Source organism: Pseudaquidulcibacter saccharophilus (assembly GCF_019455445.1).
Classification (GTDB): domain Bacteria; phylum Pseudomonadota; class Alphaproteobacteria; order Caulobacterales; family Aquidulcibacteraceae; genus Pseudaquidulcibacter; species Pseudaquidulcibacter saccharophilus.
In genome coordinates, this window is record NZ_JAHWUS010000002.1 from 266,907 (window position 1) to 285,320 (window position 18,414).

Consider the following 18,414-nt stretch of genomic DNA (forward strand, 5'->3'; position numbering starts at 1 on the left):
TATAAAAATTCTAATTCACTGTAATTGTTGATTCTTCAAGATTTCTTTAACATTATTATATCCAGCCTCTATTGCCACATCGAATGCCTTCCAATCGCGAAGGGCGATATTTCCTAATTCAGGGGTTGCCAATATATCTGGCTGAATTGGGGCTTTTAAATTTGTAATCGGAACAGTTGCCGCACGCATCAAAAGCTCGGCAATAGGTGGAGGGGAATGAATACCGTGTTGAATGACCCAGCCAAAAAAGGTAGGTGGGTTTATGAATTCATCTGGGATTAATGCATTCTGCGCGGTTACATCAACGCCAATGTTAATGCCACGATGAATTGTTGCCATTATATCGACAGGAAAATTGTTTAGTGTCGCACCATCAACCAATATTTCATCTTCATTGGCCACCGGTGGCAATAGGCCAGGGATTGCAATACTTGCCCTTAAGGCATCTCTTAAACGACCTTCGCGATGTATCTTAAGCTTTCCATTCATTAGATTTGCAGAAACGCAAAAGAATGGCCTTCGTAAATCTTCAATAAGCGTTTCGCCAAAATGTTCTTCGAGCCTTTCATCAACTTTATTTCCAGATGCAAAGGAAACGACAGGCAAGACATAATCGTTTAGTGGATTAGATTTAACAAATGCATCCCATATATGTTTTTCAATTTCTTGATCATTCCATCCCATTGCAACACATCCAGCAATAACGCCACCCATTGATGTGCCACTAAGAAAGTCAAAGTCATAATTTTCTTCGCGTAAAGCCCGCACTGCGCCAATATGAGCATATGCCCGTGCGCCGCCGCCACTTAGGATTAGACCAACTGATTTTCCTGCAATGACGCGCGCTAATGATTTTAAGTCGTTATTATCACTTTGCCGCCAGTTGAAAACACGTGCTGCTCCGGAATGTTTTGACCATTCTTGCGCGGTTGATATGTTTTTCTTGCCCATATCGCGGAGTAAGACAATATCCACAAGTTTAAAACGTTGCATGGGAATTGAGTTTTCTGGCAATAATGGAATTGACGGTTTGGCATCAGTTCTACCAAAAATCCATATTCTATCGGCTTGCCTTAGACAAATTTGCGACCAAGAATCTTGCCCCAATTGTGCGGCAAGGATTATGATGTCATGGGTTCGTTCAAGCTCATCAAAATAATCGGAGGTTTCAGCAAGTGCCTCGTGACCCAAAACTATGGTTTTTTTACCAAGTTTTCTAATCTCATCGGCAATCGTATTTGCCCGATATAAAATGTCAATTGAAGGGGACGCAGAGAAAAAAGAATAAACTTTTGAATTTCCAGATTTTCTAATTTTATCTTCTTGCCGTAGGCGGATTAATATTAGCTTTGCAAGACCGCTTATAAGCTCGGGGTAGCGCATAATAAGCTTGTTATATATCTTTTTTTCAAGCCCGAATAATTCACTGTCTCTAAGGGCATAAACCGATGATGAATGCTTTTCACCTGCTATTAGTGCCATTTCACCAACAGGTTCGCCACTTCTAATATAGCCAACTAACTCTGTTTCGCCATTGGGTAATGCGCGAAATGCTCCCAATGAGCCAGTTCGCACAAACCATAACATGTCGGCATCTTCGCCTTCTAAAAATAATGGCATGCCGCCAGGCAATGAATACCACCGCAACTTTTTGGCGATTTCTCTTCTCGTCAGCCAGCCGGTATTTTTTAAAAATGGAATTTTATCAAAATCAATCGGTAGCATTTATTCCCTGATGGTTTAATTATTTAAGGCTAAAATTTCCATCTGCCCATTAATGTAATAGCGGGATAATATTTTGCATTGTCAAGTTTATCTTCTAATTGTGATGTTTCTTTTGCTAAATCTTGTTGGAACGTAGGATTGGACGCAATCGGTCCACTTACATTAGATGCGATTTTTGGGCTGCCTTGATAATATATTCCGCCTTCTAAAACTGTTGCAATTGGCCCCAGTTGGAATTCAAGGCCAAGGCCACCATACAGCGCAGTTTTATTGAAGGTCGCGTGTGAATTTAATGTACCAACTTGTGCGCCTGTATATGTATTGTCACCAATTGTATAAGTACCAGAAGGAATAGCCGTCAAATCCATTTTATTGTCATTGGCATAGATACCGCCTGTAAAATAAAGCGGGATTAGAGGTGGGTGAAAATCAGCTTGAAGGCCATATGAACCAAGGCTAAGTTTGCCATCATAATTAATGCCATCAAGAGTTTTATTATAATTATATTTGTAGCCCTGACCGACACCACGCAATACAAGTGTTGGCAAAACTTCTACGCCAACTTCTGCGCCAACGCCAAGTGTACCTGCGCGCGCACTTAATTGTTCAAGCTCAAATGCATTTGCAATATTTGGCAAAGTTGTAAGTGCGACAAAAGCGAAAATTGTTGGTAATCCGGTTTTTACTACGTTCATATTTCTCCCCTGATATGGTATGGTTTAAATAAAATTACACATAAATTTTAAATAATAATAAAAGAATGAAACCTACATCAGTTTATTGTTATTTTATTGGACTGTGATTAAGCAACGCAAATGTTTGAAAGGATATAAAAATGGAAAATACTAATCCTGTAATTCTCGAAACTACTGAAGAGGGTGTGGCATTTGTAATTTTAAACCGTCCAGATAAAAGAAATGCTTTTGATGAAATGGTGATTTCTGGCTTAAGCGACGTGTTTGAAACCTTGAAATCAAATGACAACATACGACTAGTTTTCATAAAAGGTGCAGGCGGAAATTTCTCATCCGGAGGCGATTTAGAATATATGGAACGTCAGGCACGCCACTCTGCGGAAGATGATGAGATTGACGCCCATGACATGGCTATGATGCTAAATAAATTATATAAATTACCCCAATATACTGTTGCCTTAGTGCAAGGTGGCGCTTATGGCGGTGCAATTGGTTTAATTGCGGCATGTAATTATGCCATAGCAACTGAGAAGTCGCACTTTTGTTTTTCGGAAACCCGCCTTGGCTTGGTGCCATCTGTTGTTGCGCCATATGTTCTGGAGGCGATTGGCGTTAAAAATGCACGTGCTTTTATGCCTTCTGCTATGCCATTTGATGCGCATCGTGCACAGGCAATGGGATTGGTTCAAGAAATTGCAATTGATGCCCAGGATTTGGCAAAACGTGAAGAGATTATTGCAAACCTTGTATTTTCTGCCTGCCCAAGTGCGATAACTGAAACAAATGCAATGATTGATGAGGTTAAAGATAAAGAAATTGATGCAAGGCTTATAAAAGAAACTGCAAAAATCATTGCCCATCGTCGCTCAACCGAAGACGGGCTTGAAGGAATGCGTGCATTTTTGGAAAAGCGTCAACCTAAATGGGCAAAATAATAAGCAAATAACAATAAAGAAGATAATTAATTCAAATTTTACGGATTTATTTTATCTTTTTTATATGAAAAAAATATTTGGCAGTTTGTGTTTATTTGGCGGCTTCTGCGTTAGTGGTGGCGCGTATGCTCAGTCATTGGGGTATTTTGAAACTACGCCTTATTACAATAACACGACAATTATTGTAAATTCACCTTCTGAGCAGGCCAAAGAGCCTGCTCAACAGCCAAAAATTATAGAAAAATCACAAGTTAAATCGCCATATTTGGTTGCGCCAAGTGTTGAAATTACAACGCATTCAGACGTGAAACCAAAAAACACCCCACTTAAAAAATCCCCTGAGAAAAAATCCCCTGAGAAAAAGGCGGTGGCTAAGCCAATTGCTTCCACACAAAAACTTGTGTCTAAGAAGCCGGCGAATAAGAAGTATCACGGGGCTTCCGCTAACGAAAATGATGTGCCATCACGTGTAATTTTATTCTGTGGAACCCCTGCGGAACCCATTAATAAGACTACATATCCTACTGCTGTTGCCAATCAAGCGACCCCAAATATCGTGGAAGATTGGCATGTTCCAGATGTTAATGGACAAAAACCAATTCACGATTCTGTTTCAATTCCTGCAAATGCTAAAAGCAAAATTGTCGGTGGTGAAAATATTGATGTTGCTAAACATAAAACCACGAATTTTAAGCAGGACTGGGACGAGCTTAATCGCCGCCCACAAACCCGTGAAGAATTTGCAACACGTGGTCCAATAAAGGCAATCTATCAAGATACTAAATCTGCTATTGCCAATGATGTGCCACAGGCGCTTGCCGATCATCTTCCATGGGTTGATACCAACCGCAAACAAGAAAATTTTGAAAGTGTTCTCGATAGAGTTTCTGATAATTTACAACGCGCAAGTGCTGCCGACCCTGAATGGGCTTATCCTGCGCAAAGTGAAATTCGTGAACTTGCGCAAAAATTGGATAAATTACCTAGCCCTCCGCAATATCGGGATGAAACAGTCTATAAAGACTATGACCCTAAGCATGAAGATATAACAACTTCAACAGGCTATCATAAGCGCCCAGTATGGGGTGGGGCTAATGCCTCTAGTGCCGAACAACCGCAAAAGCCAGTCGCCCTTAAAAATAATAATTAGCAGCCAATTTGCTTTATAATTCATATTTAATTGCATTTTGAACTTGGCATTTGCAAGTGTCATTTCCTATGTATTGTTCCTTAAAATAAAATACACCGTGATTCTGTTGTATGATTGATATTCAATCGGGGGACGATTTGGGAAAAATTATAATAATCGCCAATGAAAAAGGCGGCGCTGGTAAATCAACAATCGCAACACATCTTATTATTGCTTGTCTTAAGGCTGGTAAGAAAGTGTGTGCGTTTGATATTGATAATAGGCAGCAAACAACAACGCGTTTTATGGAAAACCGAAGAGTGTTCAATGACACACATGGCCTCTCTCTTATATTTCCTGAATTTAGATCAATAGAATTATCTAAAGAAGAAGAAATTAAAGCGCGCCAAGAGGAAGATAGAGAAAGAACTAATAGTGCGCTTAAAGCCGCTGCGCAGGATTATGAGCTGGTTTTTGTTGATTGCCCTGGTGCAGACACGGCACAGGCGCGCGCCGCACATGGTAGTGCAGATGCAATCATCACGCCCGTAAATGATTCTTTTATTGATTTTGACCTTTTGGCAAAGATTGACCCTGTTACTGATGAAATTTCTGCACCGAATTTTTATTCGCAAATGGTTTGGGAAGCGAAAAAAAATAAAGCTATGAAGGAACGGGCGCATCTTGAATGGTTTGTTATTAGGAATCGTCTCTCCCAAATTGATGCCCGCAATAAAAGAAGAGTAGGCGAGGCGATTGAAAAGCTTTCGAAACGAATTGGTTTTACAATTCTACCTGGTCTTTCTGAACGTGTGATTTTCCGCGAATTATTTCCAAAAGGTCTAACCATTATGGATCTTGAAGATGTTGGTGAAGCTAATGGGATGTCGCTAAGCAATGTTGCCGCACGACAAGAAATCAGAAATTTGGTTCAATTCCTAAATTTATAGTGTAATAAGATTAAATCCAAATTATGGATGGCTTTACAAAAAACTGTTACAAAACCCGATTAATGCAATAACTGTGGCAATGGGGGTTTCGGGTGAGAGTTTTTTGTGGCAATCATAATTCGGATTTTATGCAAACGGATATTGATGTTTATTATAAGTCAGTGTCCGATAACAATATTAATAATGTCTTGGAAGTAATTGCAAAATTGAAAAGCCCCGACGCAAAATCAACCCAAAAGACAATAATTGTTGCGCGTCACGGTAAGCCTGCGCTTAACCGTAAGGTTTGGCTTAATTCCGATGAATATATTGACTGGTGGCAAAAATATGATGAGGGCGGTCTTATTCCCGACCAGAACGTCCCTCGTAAATTATTAAATGCGGTCGCCCATAGTGAAGCAATTATTGCAAGCCCACTAAGGCGTGCGGTTGAAACTGCTGAACGCGTTGCTGGCGATAGAAAATTTATGCTTGACGAAGTTTTTGTAGAGGCACCTCTGCCACCGCCAAATTTGCCAAAGTTTTTAAAGCTGACGCCGCGTATGTGGGGTTTTGTTGCCCGCTGTACTTGGTATATTGGCTTGCATGGTGAACAAGAAAGCCATGAAGACGCAAAAATCAGGGCAAAGAATGCCGCTGATAAATTGGTCGCTTTAAATGAAGAAAAAGGCACGGTTTCATTGCTTGCACATGGCTGGTTTAATCGGATGATGCGCCCACATTTAAAGGCTCATGGCTATGAATGTGTATATGATGGCGGCGATTTTCATTGGTCGTATCGCGTATATCAAAAAGGCGAATAATAAAATCCCGAATTTACGAGAAATGTTGCTTGCTCATCATTATTATGCGAGCTAAAAGGGCATTCGGAGTTTTGTTAATGCCTGCAACAGATGAAATTGATATTAAATCATTAAGCTTTGAAGCCGCTTTGAGAGAGCTGGAAGAAATCACCCGCTCATTAGAGACTGGCGAAGCATCTTTGGAAGATTCCATTAAATTATTTGAACGCGGTTCTGCGCTTAAAATGCATTGCGATGAAAAATTAAAATCGGCGCAAATGCGGGTTGAACAAATTGTTGAAACGCAAAATGGCATTAAAACGAAGCCATATAGTGATGACAAAAATTAATCTATAAGCCCGTAAAGGATAAATTGTGAGCAATTTAAAAGTCAGACTTCAGGAAAATGCCGATAGGGTTACTGTTGCGCTTGATGCGCTTATTCCACCTGTCCAAGGACCAGAAGCAGAGCTTCTAAGTGCTATGAGATATGCTGCATTGGGTGGCGGTAAGCGCCTTCGCCCTTATCTAGTTATTGAAACTGGGCGCATGTTTGGGGTTGATGAAAGGTGCTTGCTTCGGGTTGCTGTGGCGCTTGAATGTTTACATTGTTATTCCTTGGTACATGATGATTTGCCGGCAATGGATAATGACGATTTGCGCCGAGGAAGGCCAACCGTTCACCGTGAATATACCGAAGCAATTGCGATTTTGGCTGGCGATGCACTTTTGACACTTGCGTTCGAAATTCTTGCAGACCCGCAAACGCATACGGATTCACATATCAGAGCAACTCTTGTTTCATCACTTGCCAAGGCGTCGGGCGCAAAAGGCATGGTTGGCGGTCAGATGATGGACATGTATTCAAATATACTTGAAAATGATATCGCCGCAGTAACAAGAATGCAGAGACTAAAAACTGGTGGATTGTTCCATTTTGCAGTTGAGGCGGGTGGTTTAATGGGGCATGCTTCTGCTGAGGCGATGAATGCTCTTTTTGGCTTTGCACATGATTTTGGTCTAGCATTCCAAATTACCGATGACATCCTTGATGTTACTGGCACAAAGGAAGTTACAGGAAAAGCAGTAAGCAAAGACGATGAATCAGGAAAGACCACATTTGTGACGTTACTTGGCCTTGAAAATGCCAAAGAGAGGGTCGCAATTTTGTGCAAACAAGCCAAATCACACCTTAGAATGTTTGGCGGCAATGCCCAAATGTTGCTTGAATTGGTTGATAATATCGAAAATAGGCAATATTAGAAAAAACAATAATTTATAAAGAGTCTTTTATGACAACTAATTCTTATGATTTAAAAACACCCCACCTTGATTTAATTAAAAGCCCGGCTGATTTAAAAGGTAAGTCAGCGGCTGAGTTACAATTAATTGCAGATGATTTACGCGCTGAAACTATTGATGCGGTTTCGGTCACTGGTGGCCACCTTGGCGCTGGTTTAGGTGTGGTAGAACTTACAGTCGCACTTCATAAAGTTTTTAATACACCAGAAGATATTATTATTTGGGATGTTGGCCATCAGGCGTACCCGCACAAAATTCTAACAGGACGCCGCGACCGTATTCGTACATTACGTCAGGGTGGTGGTCTTTCAGGTTTTACAAAACGTTCTGAAAGTGAATATGACCCTTTTGGTACTGCACACGCATCGACATCAATTTCAGCTGCACTTGGTTTTTGCGCTTCACGCGATGCGCAAGGAAAAAGCAATAGTGTGATTGCCGTAATCGGTGACGGATCTATTTCGGCTGGCATGGCTTATGAGGCAATGAATCAAGCTGCCGAAACCACCGGCCAACTTACTGTAATTCTAAATGATAATGATATGTCGATTGCACCACCTGTTGGTGGCATGTCAAACTATTTGGCGAAACTTGTATCATCTGGTCATTATAGAAATTTGCGTAAGGTTGGTAAAAAAGTTGCCGGCGTTCTTCCCAAGCCACTTCAGGATGCTGCAAAGAAGGCCGAAGAATTTGCACGCGGCATGGCAACCGGTGGAACATTATTTGAGGAATTAGGTTTCTATTATATCGGTCCAATCGATGGGCATGATATGGAGACACTTCTTGAAGTATTGGAAAATGCAAAACAAATTACCGACCGCCCAGTTTTAATTCATGCAGTAACACAAAAGGGCAAAGGTTATGCCCCTGCTGAAAATGCCGATGATAAATATCACGGTGTTCAGCGCTTTAACGTAATCACTGGTGAGCAGTCAAAATCTAAATCAAATGCACCATCATATACGCGGGTTTTTGGTGAAACCCTTGTTAAATTAGGTGATACGGATAATAAAATTGTCGGAATAACTGCCGCTATGCCATCTGGTACAGGTATTGATATTTTTGGTAAAGCATATCCGGCGCGCGTGTTTGATGTTGGCATTGCCGAGCAGCACGCAGTTACTTTTGCGGCCGGTCTTGCTGCCGATGGCATGAAACCATTTTGCGCAATTTATTCGACATTCTTGCAACGTGGTTATGACCAAGTTGTTCATGATGTGGCGTTACAGCATTTGCCAGTTCGCTTTGCGATTGACCGGGCTGGTCTTGTTGGTGCTGATGGTCAAACCCATGCGGGTTCATTTGATATTGGCTTTATGGGCGCATTGCCTGGTATGGTATTAATGGCGGCTTCCGATGAGGCAGAGCTTGCATTGATGACTAAAACCGCGCTCGAAATTAATGATCGCCCTTCCGCCTTCCGTTATCCACGTGGTGAAGGGGTTGGCGTTGAAATTCCAGAAATTCTAACACCTCTAGAAATTGGTAAAGGCCGTATAATTCAACAAGGCAGTAAGATTGCGTTATTGTCATTTGGAACACGCCTTCAAGAGGCTCTTAAAGCCGCAAATAAACTTGGCGCATTGGGGCTTTCAACAACTGTTGCTGATGCGCGTTTTGCGAAACCTCTTGATACAAATCTTATAAATGATCTTGTTAAGAACCATGAAGTTCTAATTACCCTTGAAGAAGGGGCAATGGGCGGTTTTGGCGCATTTGTTTTGCAATATTTAGCGCAAAGTGGACAACTAGATGGTGGCGTCAAAATTAGAACGCTACATTTGCCAGATATTTTCCAGGATCATAATAGTCCTGAAATGCAATATAAAGAGGCTGGTCTTGATGCGGATAGTATTATCCATACAGCATTAACCGCGTTGGGAATGGACGAAACCGAACAGGTGAAAATTCTTAATACAATAAAATAAACTTATTTTGCTTTTCTAATTGGTGGCAGTGAGTTGCATATATCAACTGCCCCGGCTGGCTTAATAAAGAAAGGCCCACCACGATTTGCCCGCGCATTAATATATGCGTCAAAGCTTTTGCTATTAGTATCAATTATTTCGTATTTTGGTCTTTCATTTTCAGGTAATTGAGAGGCCAATATTGACGATTTAAATGCAATTTTTTCGGCATCATTTTCATAAAATCCCATCTGACCACTACCTCGTTTGCGTGCTGATAGATTTTCCATGCCATCGATAATGCGACCAACTGTTGTGATATTGCGGTCAAGATGGCGAGGGGAGTGGCCAATAACAACATATAATTCTTGCCCGGTTCCAACATCTGGTGCCATATCGCGCCCAACACCTACCATCGAATAGCAATGTGGCAGCCATATGTTTTTTCCATCACCCGCAACCGCCCAAGAATTAACAAAGCCAACTTGTGCGGCATAGGCATCACGATATTTTAGTGGTTTGAATCTATATTTTTGGGCGGTAAATTCATATTCAGCAGGTGGTTGCTTTATTACGCTATTTGGGATTTCAGTACCTTCTTCACGGCCCCATTGTACTACATAATTATCCTGAACTCTTACAATTTTTGCTTTATCAAACCAGCGTGAGTTGGCAAGGTTTTTGATGTTTGCGGTATGCACTTGTGGCATAAAATCATTTAGATAAACAATAAATTGTGTGCCATCACTAAGTGTGTTGATTAATAAATTATCTGGGTTGATTGTGTGCCATTCATTGGGCGTGCTTTGTTCAAGAACTTCACTTGGCGATTTATTTGGCGATTTTGGCGCCTCTGCCGCAATAGAAGTCAATGGAATGAGTGCAAGCGAAATTGTAAATGCAAATAATTTCATAATCAAATCCCGTTTTTAAAAGAGATTGGATTAGGTTTTTGTTTTTTACAAGCCAGAAAATGATAAATTAATTACCGGCGTAATTTTAGTTCATCCTGTGGTTGGTCAATTATACTATCCAAAATCAATTTGTCCCAACCAGATTTTCGGTCATATATCCCAAATCCAGCGTTATAATTAAAGTAACACGCGGGAATTTGCGCCATTTGTAATTCGCGCGTTACTTCACCTGCCCAACGTGCGCGAAGGTGACGTGGGACGGATTCGCTTGTTCCGTATTCACCTACGAATACAGGAATTCCAAGATGCGTGCGCCATTGCGCAATTTTTTGAACGTAATTGTGAAGATCTTTTTTATCACTTCCGATTGGGAAATCGCGCCCCATAGGTGGTGCTTGTGCCCCTAACCATTCGGCACCTTGATGAGTAAATTCGAATGGTAAATAATGGTGGACTGTCGCCACAATATATGGGTCATTCGGGATATTAAGGTTATACATACCGCCAATTGTACCCCAATTATCACCGCTGAATATAACTGTCCGTGTAGGATTTGTTTTCCTAATTTCTAAAAGTGCACGATATTGTGCCTGATTCATTTTATCGCCAGAAAATGCATCGCGTGGCTCGTTTATAATTTCAAACATTAAATTCTGTGGGGCATTTCTATAATGCTGGGCTATTTGTGACCACAACGCTACAAGACGGTTAGTGTTTTCATCGGGGGCTTGATATATTTCCTCATAATTATGGACGTTTATTATTATGTTTAGTTTTTGATTTAAACCCCATTTGATAATCTCATCGGTGCGTTTAAAAAAGTTATTGTCAATTTGGTATGGTGATTGTTTTGATGCCCGACTAGACCAATCGATTGGTATTCTAACCGTATCAAATCCCTTGTTTTTAATATTTGAAAAATCGTCTTCCTGAAATTTAAAGCCCCATTCACCCTCGATTGGTGCTTCTAAACCGCCAGCCATATTGATACAGTTTTTTGTCGGGAAATATGCTTGATTAGCTACTTTGGTTTTATAATTTCCAAGCCATATGCTTTGCGCAACGGCTGCGCCAACCCCAATAAGGCTAATAGCGGCGATAATTGCACAACTAAATCGGTGCCTTGTGCAAAATGCAATGATTTTTGATAAAGAGTTTTTCAATTTAATGCACCTTTAGTTTTTATCTGCTAATTGTATTACCAAATATAAAAATCACAATTCTCAAACAGTAATTTTAAAAAGTTAAATTTCAGTAGGTCATGATAATGTATGATAACAATATTATTTCGCATTTCGGTTTAAATTTGTTAATTGCGACAATACTGATTGTGACCACTGTAATTATACATTTGACTGCTTTATCTGTTTTAACCTTTATTTTAAGGGCACGAGAATGGCGTCATGAAGCCAATCAATTGGTGGCGCACCCATTAAAAGAAGTTGTAACCATTTTGTTTGTTGTTATGGGCATATTTGCTGCTCATAGTATTGAAATTTGGATTTATGCAATTGTTTATCACTGGGGGTTTGGCGTTTTCCATGACATAGAAGAAGCGCTTTATTTCTCTATCGAGAACTTTATTGCTCTTGGTTACGGTGATTTATTTTTGCCTAAGCAATGGCGTGTTGTTGGCGCTATTGAATCTGTAAATGGCCTTGTGCTTGTTGGTTGGTCAACTGCATTTTTAGTTACAGTGGTTGGACGGGCAAGAATTATGGAACATGAGTGGGTAGAAAGTATAATTAAAAAACATCTTTCAAAAGAAATTGAGAAAAAATAATTAGACTTTTGACCAATGGACATGCTAAAAACCCGCTTGTATATGGTGATTGTTGCAGTATCACTTGTATAACTAAGTGTAATAATTCTGGGGATATTTGATGTTTAACAAAATTCTTATTGCCAACCGTGGTGAAATTGCGGTTCGGGTAATTAAAACCGCACGCAGAATGGGAATTAAAACAGTTGTTGTTTATTCTGATGCGGATGCCGGTTCTTTGGCTGTTGAAATGGCGGATGAAAAAGTTCACATCGGTCCTAGCCCTGCGGCACAATCATATTTGGTTGCCGATAAAATTATTGCTGCATGTAAGGAAACTGGTGCTGAGGCTGTTCACCCTGGTTTCGGCTTTTTGTCAGAGAACCAAGGTTTTGCACAACGTCTTAAAGATGAGGGGATAGTGTTTATTGGCCCTAATCCATATGCGATTGGTGCAATGGGCGATAAAATTGAGTCTAAAAAAGCTGCTCAGGCGGCGGGTGTTTCATGCGTTCCTGGTTTTATTGGTGAAATTCGTGATACTGAACACGCTTTAGAAATTTCTAAAGATATTGGCTACCCAGTTATGATTAAAGCTTCTGCTGGTGGTGGCGGTAAAGGTATTCGTATCGCATATAATGACCAAGAGGTTTTAGAAGGCTTCCCAGCGGTTAAAGCAGAGGCAATTGGTGCATTTGGCGATGACCGTATCTTTATTGAAAAATTTATCACTGCGCCACGCCACATTGAAATTCAGATTCTTGGCGATAAACATGGCAATGTTGTTTATCTTTTTGAGCGTGAGTGTTCAATTCAACGCCGTAACCAAAAAGTTATTGAGGAAGCACCATCTCCATTACTAGACGAAGTTACCCGTAAGAAAATGGGTGAACAGGCGGTAGCACTTGCCAAAGCGGTTAATTACGATTCTGCTGGTACTGTTGAGTTTGTTGCCTCTGGCGTAGATAAATCTTTCTATTTCCTTGAGATGAATACCCGACTTCAAGTGGAACATCCTGTAACAGAAATGATCACTGGTCTTGACCTTGTTGAGCAGATGATACGTGTCGCTTATGGCGAAGCATTATCATTCAAACAAGAAGATTTAAAAATAAACGGTTGGGCAATGGAATCCCGTGTTTATGCCGAAGATCCATATCGTGGTTTCTTGCCTTCAATTGGTCGCTTGCGTACTTATAAACAGCCTGTTGAGGGTGAATTATTAGGTGGCAAAGTTCGTGTTGATTCTGGTGTGCGTGAAGGCGATGAAATTTCAATGCACTATGACCCAATGATTGCGAAACTTATTTGTTGGAACAAAGATCGTATTAGCGCGATTGAAACTTCACTTGTTGCACTTGATGAATTTGCCATTAAAGGCATTCAGTCAAATACACCTTTCGTATCTGCAATTATGGGGCAGGATTTGTTCCGTTCTGGCGATATTACAACTGCATATATTGGCAAAGAATTTAAGGACGGTTTCCACGGGGTCCCTCTAACGGATAAAACCGCTAAATTATTTACTGGTATTGCTGCGCTTGTGCATACACAAAAACGCAAAAAAGAGATGTCAACCGATGTTGCATTGCATTCACTTGCAATTTCAACACGTTCGGCGCGCAAAGATTGGGCTGTGGCAATTGATGGCGATTATCATCAAGTCCATGTTGAACCAAATGCCGAAGGTGCAGTGATTACATATGATGATGGCAGCACACTTGAAATTAAATCTAATTTCAAAGCTGGTGAAAAAGTTATTCGTGGTTTTGCATCATCTAAAGGTCTTTATGATAATGAGGCATTTACAATTAATTTTGAAGATTTGCCGCAAGGGTTTAAATTCCACTATCGTGGAATTACTGAAACCGTAATCGTTGCAACTCCAAGAATGGCTGAATTACACGCCATGCTTCCGGAAAAAGAAGCGCCAGATACTTCTGGTCTTGTAATTTCACCAATGCCGGGCCTTGTGGTTTCAATTGATGTTGCTGTTGGTGATGCAGTTAAGTCTGGGCAAGCTATCGCAATCATCGAAGCAATGAAAATGCAAAATATCATCCGTGCCGAACGTGATGGCACAATTAAGGCAATTAAAACCGCTGCAGGTGCAGCAATTGCCGCAGATGAAATTATGATTGAACTCGATTAATTAAGTCAAATATCTAATAAAGAGGGCGGCAGTTTTGCCGCCTTTTTTTGTAATAAAACCTATATAAATCAGTGTCTCATGAAAAAATGCATATCTAAAGTCTAAAAACGACTTAGGTCTAATTGTTATTATCTTTTACCCGTGGAATTACGCCCACGGGAGGAGCGCCCATGACACGCTCTTAATAAAAATATTTATAGTAAAAAGGTAGTGACTATGACCATTCAGAACCCGATTAATCAATCGAATATTACGGAAACTAAAATTATCACTGAAACCAAGATTATGATGTCTGACCCAACTGCTTTGGGCGTATTTGGTCTTGCAATCGTTACATTTGTTGCAGCTAGTCAGAAACTTGGTTTGACTACTGGAACAACATTCTTAATACCATGGGCCTTGTTCCTTGGCTCTGCGGCACAAATTTGGGCGTCAACGGTTGATTTCAAGAAAAACAATTATTTCGGTTCAATTGTACTTGGTGCTTACGGCCTATTTTGGGCAGCGGTTGCGCTACATTGGTCAATTTCATTAGGTTGGTTTGGCGCGGTTGACCCAACAAAGGCGGATCCAGCACAGCTTGGATATGCTTGTTTTGGTTATTTCTTCTTTTCATTATTTATTATGATTGCATCATTCGAAGCCAATAAAACCTTTGCGGCAATCTTGGTTCTAATTAACGTATTATTGCCATCGCTTGGTTTTTCTTTAATTGGCTTCCATAAAGAATTTTTCCATACTCTTGCGGCATATTCAGAGCTTGGCATTTCTTTACTTGGTTTTTATGCTGCTGGTGCAATTTTCTTGAACCAGTTCTTTGGACGTCAAATATTGCCTCTTGGCAAACCATTTGGCTTTATCAAAAAGAGCTAGTATAAAATAACTAGGATTTAATCACTTACAAAAGGCCCTCGCAAAATTGCGGGGGCTTTTATTGTTTTGCAATTGCAAACACGTTTTCGAACATTTGCGTTGTTAGGCGGTTGGTTTGTGTGTTGTAGCGCGAGCAGTGATAGGAATCGATAAGTTTTAAATCACCCAATTTATGAACCGCAGCGTGGCCAAATTTGAATTGGCTCTTCTTATACCCAAGTGCCTTTAATGTCGCGTCATGCGAGACCAAGCCAAGGCAAATAATAGTTTTAAGGTTTTTCATTGCCGAAATTCGGGCTTTTAAAAAATCATTGCACAACTTAATTTCATCGGTTGTAGGTTTATTTTCAGGTGGTGCACAGCGTACTGCATTAGTTATCATGGCGTCATGCAATATTATGCCATCATTCGGATCGGCACGATATTCACCCTGTAAATATCCAAACTTTTTCAATGTATCGTAAAGTAATTGTCCTGCAAAATCACCCGTAAATGGGCGCCCTGTGCGATTTGCACCTGTTCTTCCTGGTGCAAGACCAATAACTAAAAGTGATGCATCTTCGTCGCCAAAGCTAGGGGCGGGGCCATTAAACCAATCAGGATTTTCTTTTGTATTTTTATCGCGATATGCAACAAGGCGCGGACAAAAATTACAATTTTTCGGTGCTTCTTTTAAAATCATCAGAATCTAATATTGATTATGTTTAAGCATGACAATAGATAGACTCATGGGCAATGTGACAAAAACAGCTTTAATTGGTTTGGGGTCAAATCTTGGTTTTAACGATTTGGATAAAGCTGAGGTGATTGAGGCTGCGATTGAGGATATCTCTCGATTTGCTTATCTCAAGAAATCTTCGTGTCTTTATGTTTCGCCGGCTTGGCCTGAAGGAAATGATTCCCCCGACTATTTGAATTGTGTGATTGCAATTGAAACGGGCCTTTCTCCCAAAGATATTCTTGAAAAATTGCGCCATATTGAAGAAAAATATGGGCGCGTTCGTGATAAGCAAAATCGTTGGGCGGCACGCACCCTTGACTTAGATATAATTGCAATCGACGATATGGTTTTAAATGAAAAAGACCTTAAAATTCCGCATCCTCGTATGGAAGTTCGTGATTTTGTGATATTGCCGTTGAGTGAAGTTGCCCCTAATTGGGTGCACCCAATAAGTGGTGCATCATTAGTGGAAATGATTGCTTCATTAATTTTTAGCGGTAAACATATTTTGGCTAAACCTGTTGTTAATGCTTGAGAATTAAAAACGTTGAGCCAAAGTAATTTTTATTGCCCTATTGCTTCGTGTTGTAATGGCATGTTTTTTATAATTATCCGCTATGAAATAACTATCTTGTTTATTACTTGATAAGAAATCAATGGCGGCTATATCCATCGATAGGTTATTTCTAAAATCATGAGTATATTTGATACTTGATGAAATTTTACTTGATGTGGTTGAGTTCACAGAACCATTTTTCCCTGATTGTTGCACCATAAAAAGTATGGAATTATCTTTATCGATTCTGTATGTACTATTTAATTTCCAGTCAAAAACAATAATCTGATGTAATGATTTTTTTGTGTCGATATACCATTCCTGCTTCTTATTATAGAAATTTAAGTCAATCGAATAATCGAATTTATCGCTAATATTATGCTTGAAGTTAAGGTTTATTCCTTTATTTATCAATTGTTTGATGTTTATGTGTTTTATATAATAAATATTGTTTCCACCATATTCAAAATAATTTTCAATATTATTATCATAATTACGCCAATAAAGCGTAGTAAGAAAGCTGAACTTTTTATTTAGGAATTCATAAGATGTTTCATAATTATCTATTGTCCCATTAATTAAATCCTTATTCCCAACCTCGAATATATTATATTTTTGTGCAACTTGATTGGGGTTGAAGTTATTGTAATTAATATCCTGAGATTTTCTTGCAAAGCTTATTTTATAGTTTCCTAATTCTCGAAATTTTATTCCAAAATGAATTGAAGGCAAAAGCATTCTATAATTATTGATATTATTTAAATTATATATTTCATAACGCAGGCCAGGCTTAATATCAAATTTTCCAAGAGTAGTGTTATATGCAATATAAGCGGCATCTTCATTACTGATAATTCTAAAATTATTTAACTTAGCTTGTTCAAAGTAATAAATGTTATCAAGGTCATTATATCTGTGCCTGTAACCGTATTCAAACTTTTTCCCATCTATGTTATATTCGTTATCAATATTGAATGTAATGATATTATTGTGAGTATTAGTTTCATAAAAATAAGATTGGTTATTTACCAGATTATAATTTTTCGAAGCTTTATTTTGCGCATCAAATTGCAACATATATTTTTCTTTTGAATTATCACCATAATTACTAAGTGCTGCAACATAAGAGATACTGTTGTTTGTAGAATTACTTTTATAATCAACTATGTCATCGTATATATCTACATCATTTTGAAATGAATATTTTTCCTTTGAATGAATTTGACTATCATATGAAGTTGGCACCATTCCTAAGAGAAGTTTGTTGCTGTTATTTTTTAAAGTATGTTCAATTGTAAAGAAATTAACAAATAGCCTTGTTTTTATAGTCTGATTAATGCCTCGATATCCCATTCCATCATTTATGTAATCTTCATATTGTTGTTGGCCAGAATTTTCATCCAAAGATCTCATAAAGCTAAAAAAAGAATATTTATTATTATTGGTCTCATGGTCATAATTTGCATTGACATTTATATTTTTAAGGGTGTCCCCGGTAATTCTTAACAGTATGTTTTGGGGATTACGTGCCTTTTTATTGCTTATCAGGTTGATTATTATTTCGTCGCCACTGCTACTTTTTGCTCCTGGATTAGTAGTTACTTCAATTCTTTCAATTTGAGAGGCAGGAATTTGGGTTGCAAGATCCTGTGGGAAATAGCTGCCATCGAGCTGATATGAAATATTGGTTCGTCCCAAAATGCTGATTTTGCCATTTATGTCTTTTATTGCCCCTGGAAGCCTTGTTACCACGTCTTCAGCAGTTATGGTTTTTGCATCTGGATTAGTTTTTATATCATAATATCTGGTATCAACAGAGCCGCGTATCTTTGAAGCCCTTACAATAATAACTTCACTATCTTCAGTAGTGTTAATTCCTTGGTTGTTAATATCCTGAGCCTTCAACGATTGCGGAATTGTTACATAGGCAAAGGTTATAAAAGTTATATTTGCAAGCACTTTAAGCTTGTTAATCATAAAACATCACCGAAATTTATAATTAGCTGGC

At 39.2% G+C, this 18,414-nt stretch carries 17 protein-coding genes; 11 read left to right on the forward strand and 6 right to left on the reverse strand.

What is annotated here, in order from left to right; translation table 11 throughout:
- Nucleotides 1-15: 15 nt before the first annotated feature.
- Both KXV15_RS07000 and KXV15_RS07005 read right to left on the reverse strand, forming a co-directional pair.
- The gene (locus tag KXV15_RS07000) at nt 16-1,725 is read right to left on the reverse strand and encodes a patatin-like phospholipase family protein (protein ID WP_240007458.1); all 1,710 of its coding nucleotides are present in this window, start codon (nt 1,723-1,725) and stop codon (nt 16-18) included.
- Nucleotides 1,726-1,754: 29 nt separating this feature from the next.
- Nucleotides 1,755-2,420, reverse strand: a complete 666-nt coding sequence (locus KXV15_RS07005; RefSeq protein ID WP_240007459.1) for a hypothetical protein — start codon at nt 2,418-2,420, stop codon at nt 1,755-1,757.
- 140 nt (nt 2,421-2,560) lie between these two features.
- Here KXV15_RS07005 and KXV15_RS07010 point away from each other — a divergent pair, with 140 nt between their 5' ends.
- From KXV15_RS07010 to dxs, 7 genes are all read left to right on the forward strand, one after another.
- Nucleotides 2,561-3,355: an enoyl-CoA hydratase-related protein gene (locus KXV15_RS07010; protein ID WP_240007460.1), complete on the forward strand. Its 795-nt coding sequence runs from the start codon at nt 2,561-2,563 to the stop codon at nt 3,353-3,355.
- Nucleotides 3,356-3,419: 64 nt separating this feature from the next.
- Nucleotides 3,420-4,505, forward strand: coding sequence for a hypothetical protein (locus tag KXV15_RS07015; protein WP_240007461.1), 1,086 nt, complete (start codon nt 3,420-3,422; stop codon nt 4,503-4,505).
- Nucleotides 4,506-4,615: 110 nt separating this feature from the next.
- Nucleotides 4,616-5,434: a division plane positioning ATPase MipZ gene (locus KXV15_RS07020; protein WP_240007462.1), complete on the forward strand. Its 819-nt coding sequence runs from the start codon at nt 4,616-4,618 to the stop codon at nt 5,432-5,434.
- Between the two features lie 128 nt (nt 5,435-5,562).
- Nucleotides 5,563-6,237, forward strand: coding sequence for a histidine phosphatase family protein (locus tag KXV15_RS07025; protein ID WP_240007463.1), 675 nt, complete (start codon nt 5,563-5,565; stop codon nt 6,235-6,237).
- A 77-nt stretch (nt 6,238-6,314) separates the two neighbouring features.
- The gene (locus tag KXV15_RS07030; protein ID WP_240007464.1) at nt 6,315-6,566 is read left to right on the forward strand and encodes an exodeoxyribonuclease VII small subunit; all 252 of its coding nucleotides are present in this window, start codon (nt 6,315-6,317) and stop codon (nt 6,564-6,566) included.
- Nucleotides 6,567-6,591: 25 nt separating this feature from the next.
- Nucleotides 6,592-7,479 (forward strand): polyprenyl synthetase family protein, encoded by an 888-nt coding sequence (locus KXV15_RS07035; RefSeq protein ID WP_240007465.1) that lies wholly within the window; start codon nt 6,592-6,594, stop codon nt 7,477-7,479.
- A 29-nt stretch (nt 7,480-7,508) separates the two neighbouring features.
- Nucleotides 7,509-9,449: a 1-deoxy-D-xylulose-5-phosphate synthase gene (dxs, locus tag KXV15_RS07040; protein WP_240007466.1), complete on the forward strand. Its 1,941-nt coding sequence runs from the start codon at nt 7,509-7,511 to the stop codon at nt 9,447-9,449.
- Nucleotides 9,450-9,451: 2 nt separating this feature from the next.
- Here dxs and KXV15_RS07045 read toward each other — a convergent pair whose 3' ends face one another.
- The gene (locus KXV15_RS07045) at nt 9,452-10,342 is read right to left on the reverse strand and encodes a peptidylprolyl isomerase (RefSeq protein ID WP_240007467.1); all 891 of its coding nucleotides are present in this window, start codon (nt 10,340-10,342) and stop codon (nt 9,452-9,454) included.
- Between the two features lie 71 nt (nt 10,343-10,413).
- Nucleotides 10,414-11,505: a glycoside hydrolase family 5 protein gene (locus tag KXV15_RS07050; RefSeq protein WP_240007468.1), complete on the reverse strand. Its 1,092-nt coding sequence runs from the start codon at nt 11,503-11,505 to the stop codon at nt 10,414-10,416.
- A gap of 188 nt (nt 11,506-11,693) precedes the next feature.
- On the opposite strand from KXV15_RS07050, the gene KXV15_RS07055 reads away from it, so the two are divergent.
- From KXV15_RS07055 to KXV15_RS07065, 3 genes are all read left to right on the forward strand, one after another.
- Nucleotides 11,694-12,125: an ion channel gene (locus KXV15_RS07055; RefSeq protein ID WP_240007469.1), complete on the forward strand. Its 432-nt coding sequence runs from the start codon at nt 11,694-11,696 to the stop codon at nt 12,123-12,125.
- A gap of 100 nt (nt 12,126-12,225) precedes the next feature.
- Nucleotides 12,226-14,256, forward strand: a complete 2,031-nt coding sequence (locus tag KXV15_RS07060) for an acetyl-CoA carboxylase biotin carboxylase subunit (RefSeq protein WP_240007470.1) — start codon at nt 12,226-12,228, stop codon at nt 14,254-14,256.
- Between the two features lie 216 nt (nt 14,257-14,472).
- Complete coding sequence (locus tag KXV15_RS07065) at nt 14,473-15,129, forward strand: acetate uptake transporter (protein WP_240007471.1); 657 nt, start codon at nt 14,473-14,475, stop codon at nt 15,127-15,129.
- Between the two features lie 58 nt (nt 15,130-15,187).
- Here KXV15_RS07065 and KXV15_RS07070 read toward each other — a convergent pair whose 3' ends face one another.
- On the reverse strand, nt 15,188-15,811 hold the full coding sequence (locus KXV15_RS07070; RefSeq protein WP_240007472.1) for a uracil-DNA glycosylase: 624 nt from the start codon (nt 15,809-15,811) through the stop codon (nt 15,188-15,190).
- Nucleotides 15,812-15,839: 28 nt separating this feature from the next.
- Between KXV15_RS07070 and folK the strand changes: the two genes are divergently transcribed.
- Nucleotides 15,840-16,385, forward strand: coding sequence for a 2-amino-4-hydroxy-6-hydroxymethyldihydropteridine diphosphokinase (gene folK / locus KXV15_RS07075; RefSeq protein WP_240007473.1), 546 nt, complete (start codon nt 15,840-15,842; stop codon nt 16,383-16,385).
- Nucleotides 16,386-16,388: 3 nt separating this feature from the next.
- Here folK and KXV15_RS07080 read toward each other — a convergent pair whose 3' ends face one another.
- A complete protein-coding gene (locus KXV15_RS07080) occupies nt 16,389-18,383 on the reverse strand; it encodes a TonB-dependent receptor plug domain-containing protein (protein WP_240007474.1) in 1,995 nt (664 codons plus the stop codon).
- Between the last annotated feature and the right edge of the window lie 31 nt (nt 18,384-18,414).

Coding starts and splice junctions, on each gene's coding strand:
- KXV15_RS07065 (WP_240007471.1), top strand. CDS start 14,473: ATGACCATTCAGAACCCGATTAATCAATCGAATATTACGGAAACTAAA.
- KXV15_RS07030 (WP_240007464.1), top strand. CDS start 6,315: ATGCCTGCAACAGATGAAATTGATATTAAATCATTAAGCTTTGAAGCC.
- KXV15_RS07010 (WP_240007460.1), top strand. CDS start 2,561: ATGGAAAATACTAATCCTGTAATTCTCGAAACTACTGAAGAGGGTGTG.
- KXV15_RS07060 (WP_240007470.1), top strand. CDS start 12,226: ATGTTTAACAAAATTCTTATTGCCAACCGTGGTGAAATTGCGGTTCGG.
- KXV15_RS07025 (WP_240007463.1), top strand. CDS start 5,563: ATGCAAACGGATATTGATGTTTATTATAAGTCAGTGTCCGATAACAAT.
- KXV15_RS07005 (WP_240007459.1), bottom strand. CDS start 2,420: ATGAACGTAGTAAAAACCGGATTACCAACAATTTTCGCTTTTGTCGCA.
- KXV15_RS07020 (WP_240007462.1), top strand. CDS start 4,616: ATGATTGATATTCAATCGGGGGACGATTTGGGAAAAATTATAATAATC.
- KXV15_RS07080 (WP_240007474.1), bottom strand. CDS start 18,383: ATGATTAACAAGCTTAAAGTGCTTGCAAATATAACTTTTATAACCTTT.
- KXV15_RS07000 (WP_240007458.1), bottom strand. CDS start 1,725: ATGCTACCGATTGATTTTGATAAAATTCCATTTTTAAAAAATACCGGC.
- KXV15_RS07015 (WP_240007461.1), top strand. CDS start 3,420: ATGAAAAAAATATTTGGCAGTTTGTGTTTATTTGGCGGCTTCTGCGTT.
- KXV15_RS07045 (WP_240007467.1), bottom strand. CDS start 10,342: ATGAAATTATTTGCATTTACAATTTCGCTTGCACTCATTCCATTGACT.
- folK (WP_240007473.1), top strand. CDS start 15,840: ATGACAATAGATAGACTCATGGGCAATGTGACAAAAACAGCTTTAATT.
- dxs (WP_240007466.1), top strand. CDS start 7,509: ATGACAACTAATTCTTATGATTTAAAAACACCCCACCTTGATTTAATT.
- KXV15_RS07070 (WP_240007472.1), bottom strand. CDS start 15,811: ATGATTTTAAAAGAAGCACCGAAAAATTGTAATTTTTGTCCGCGCCTT.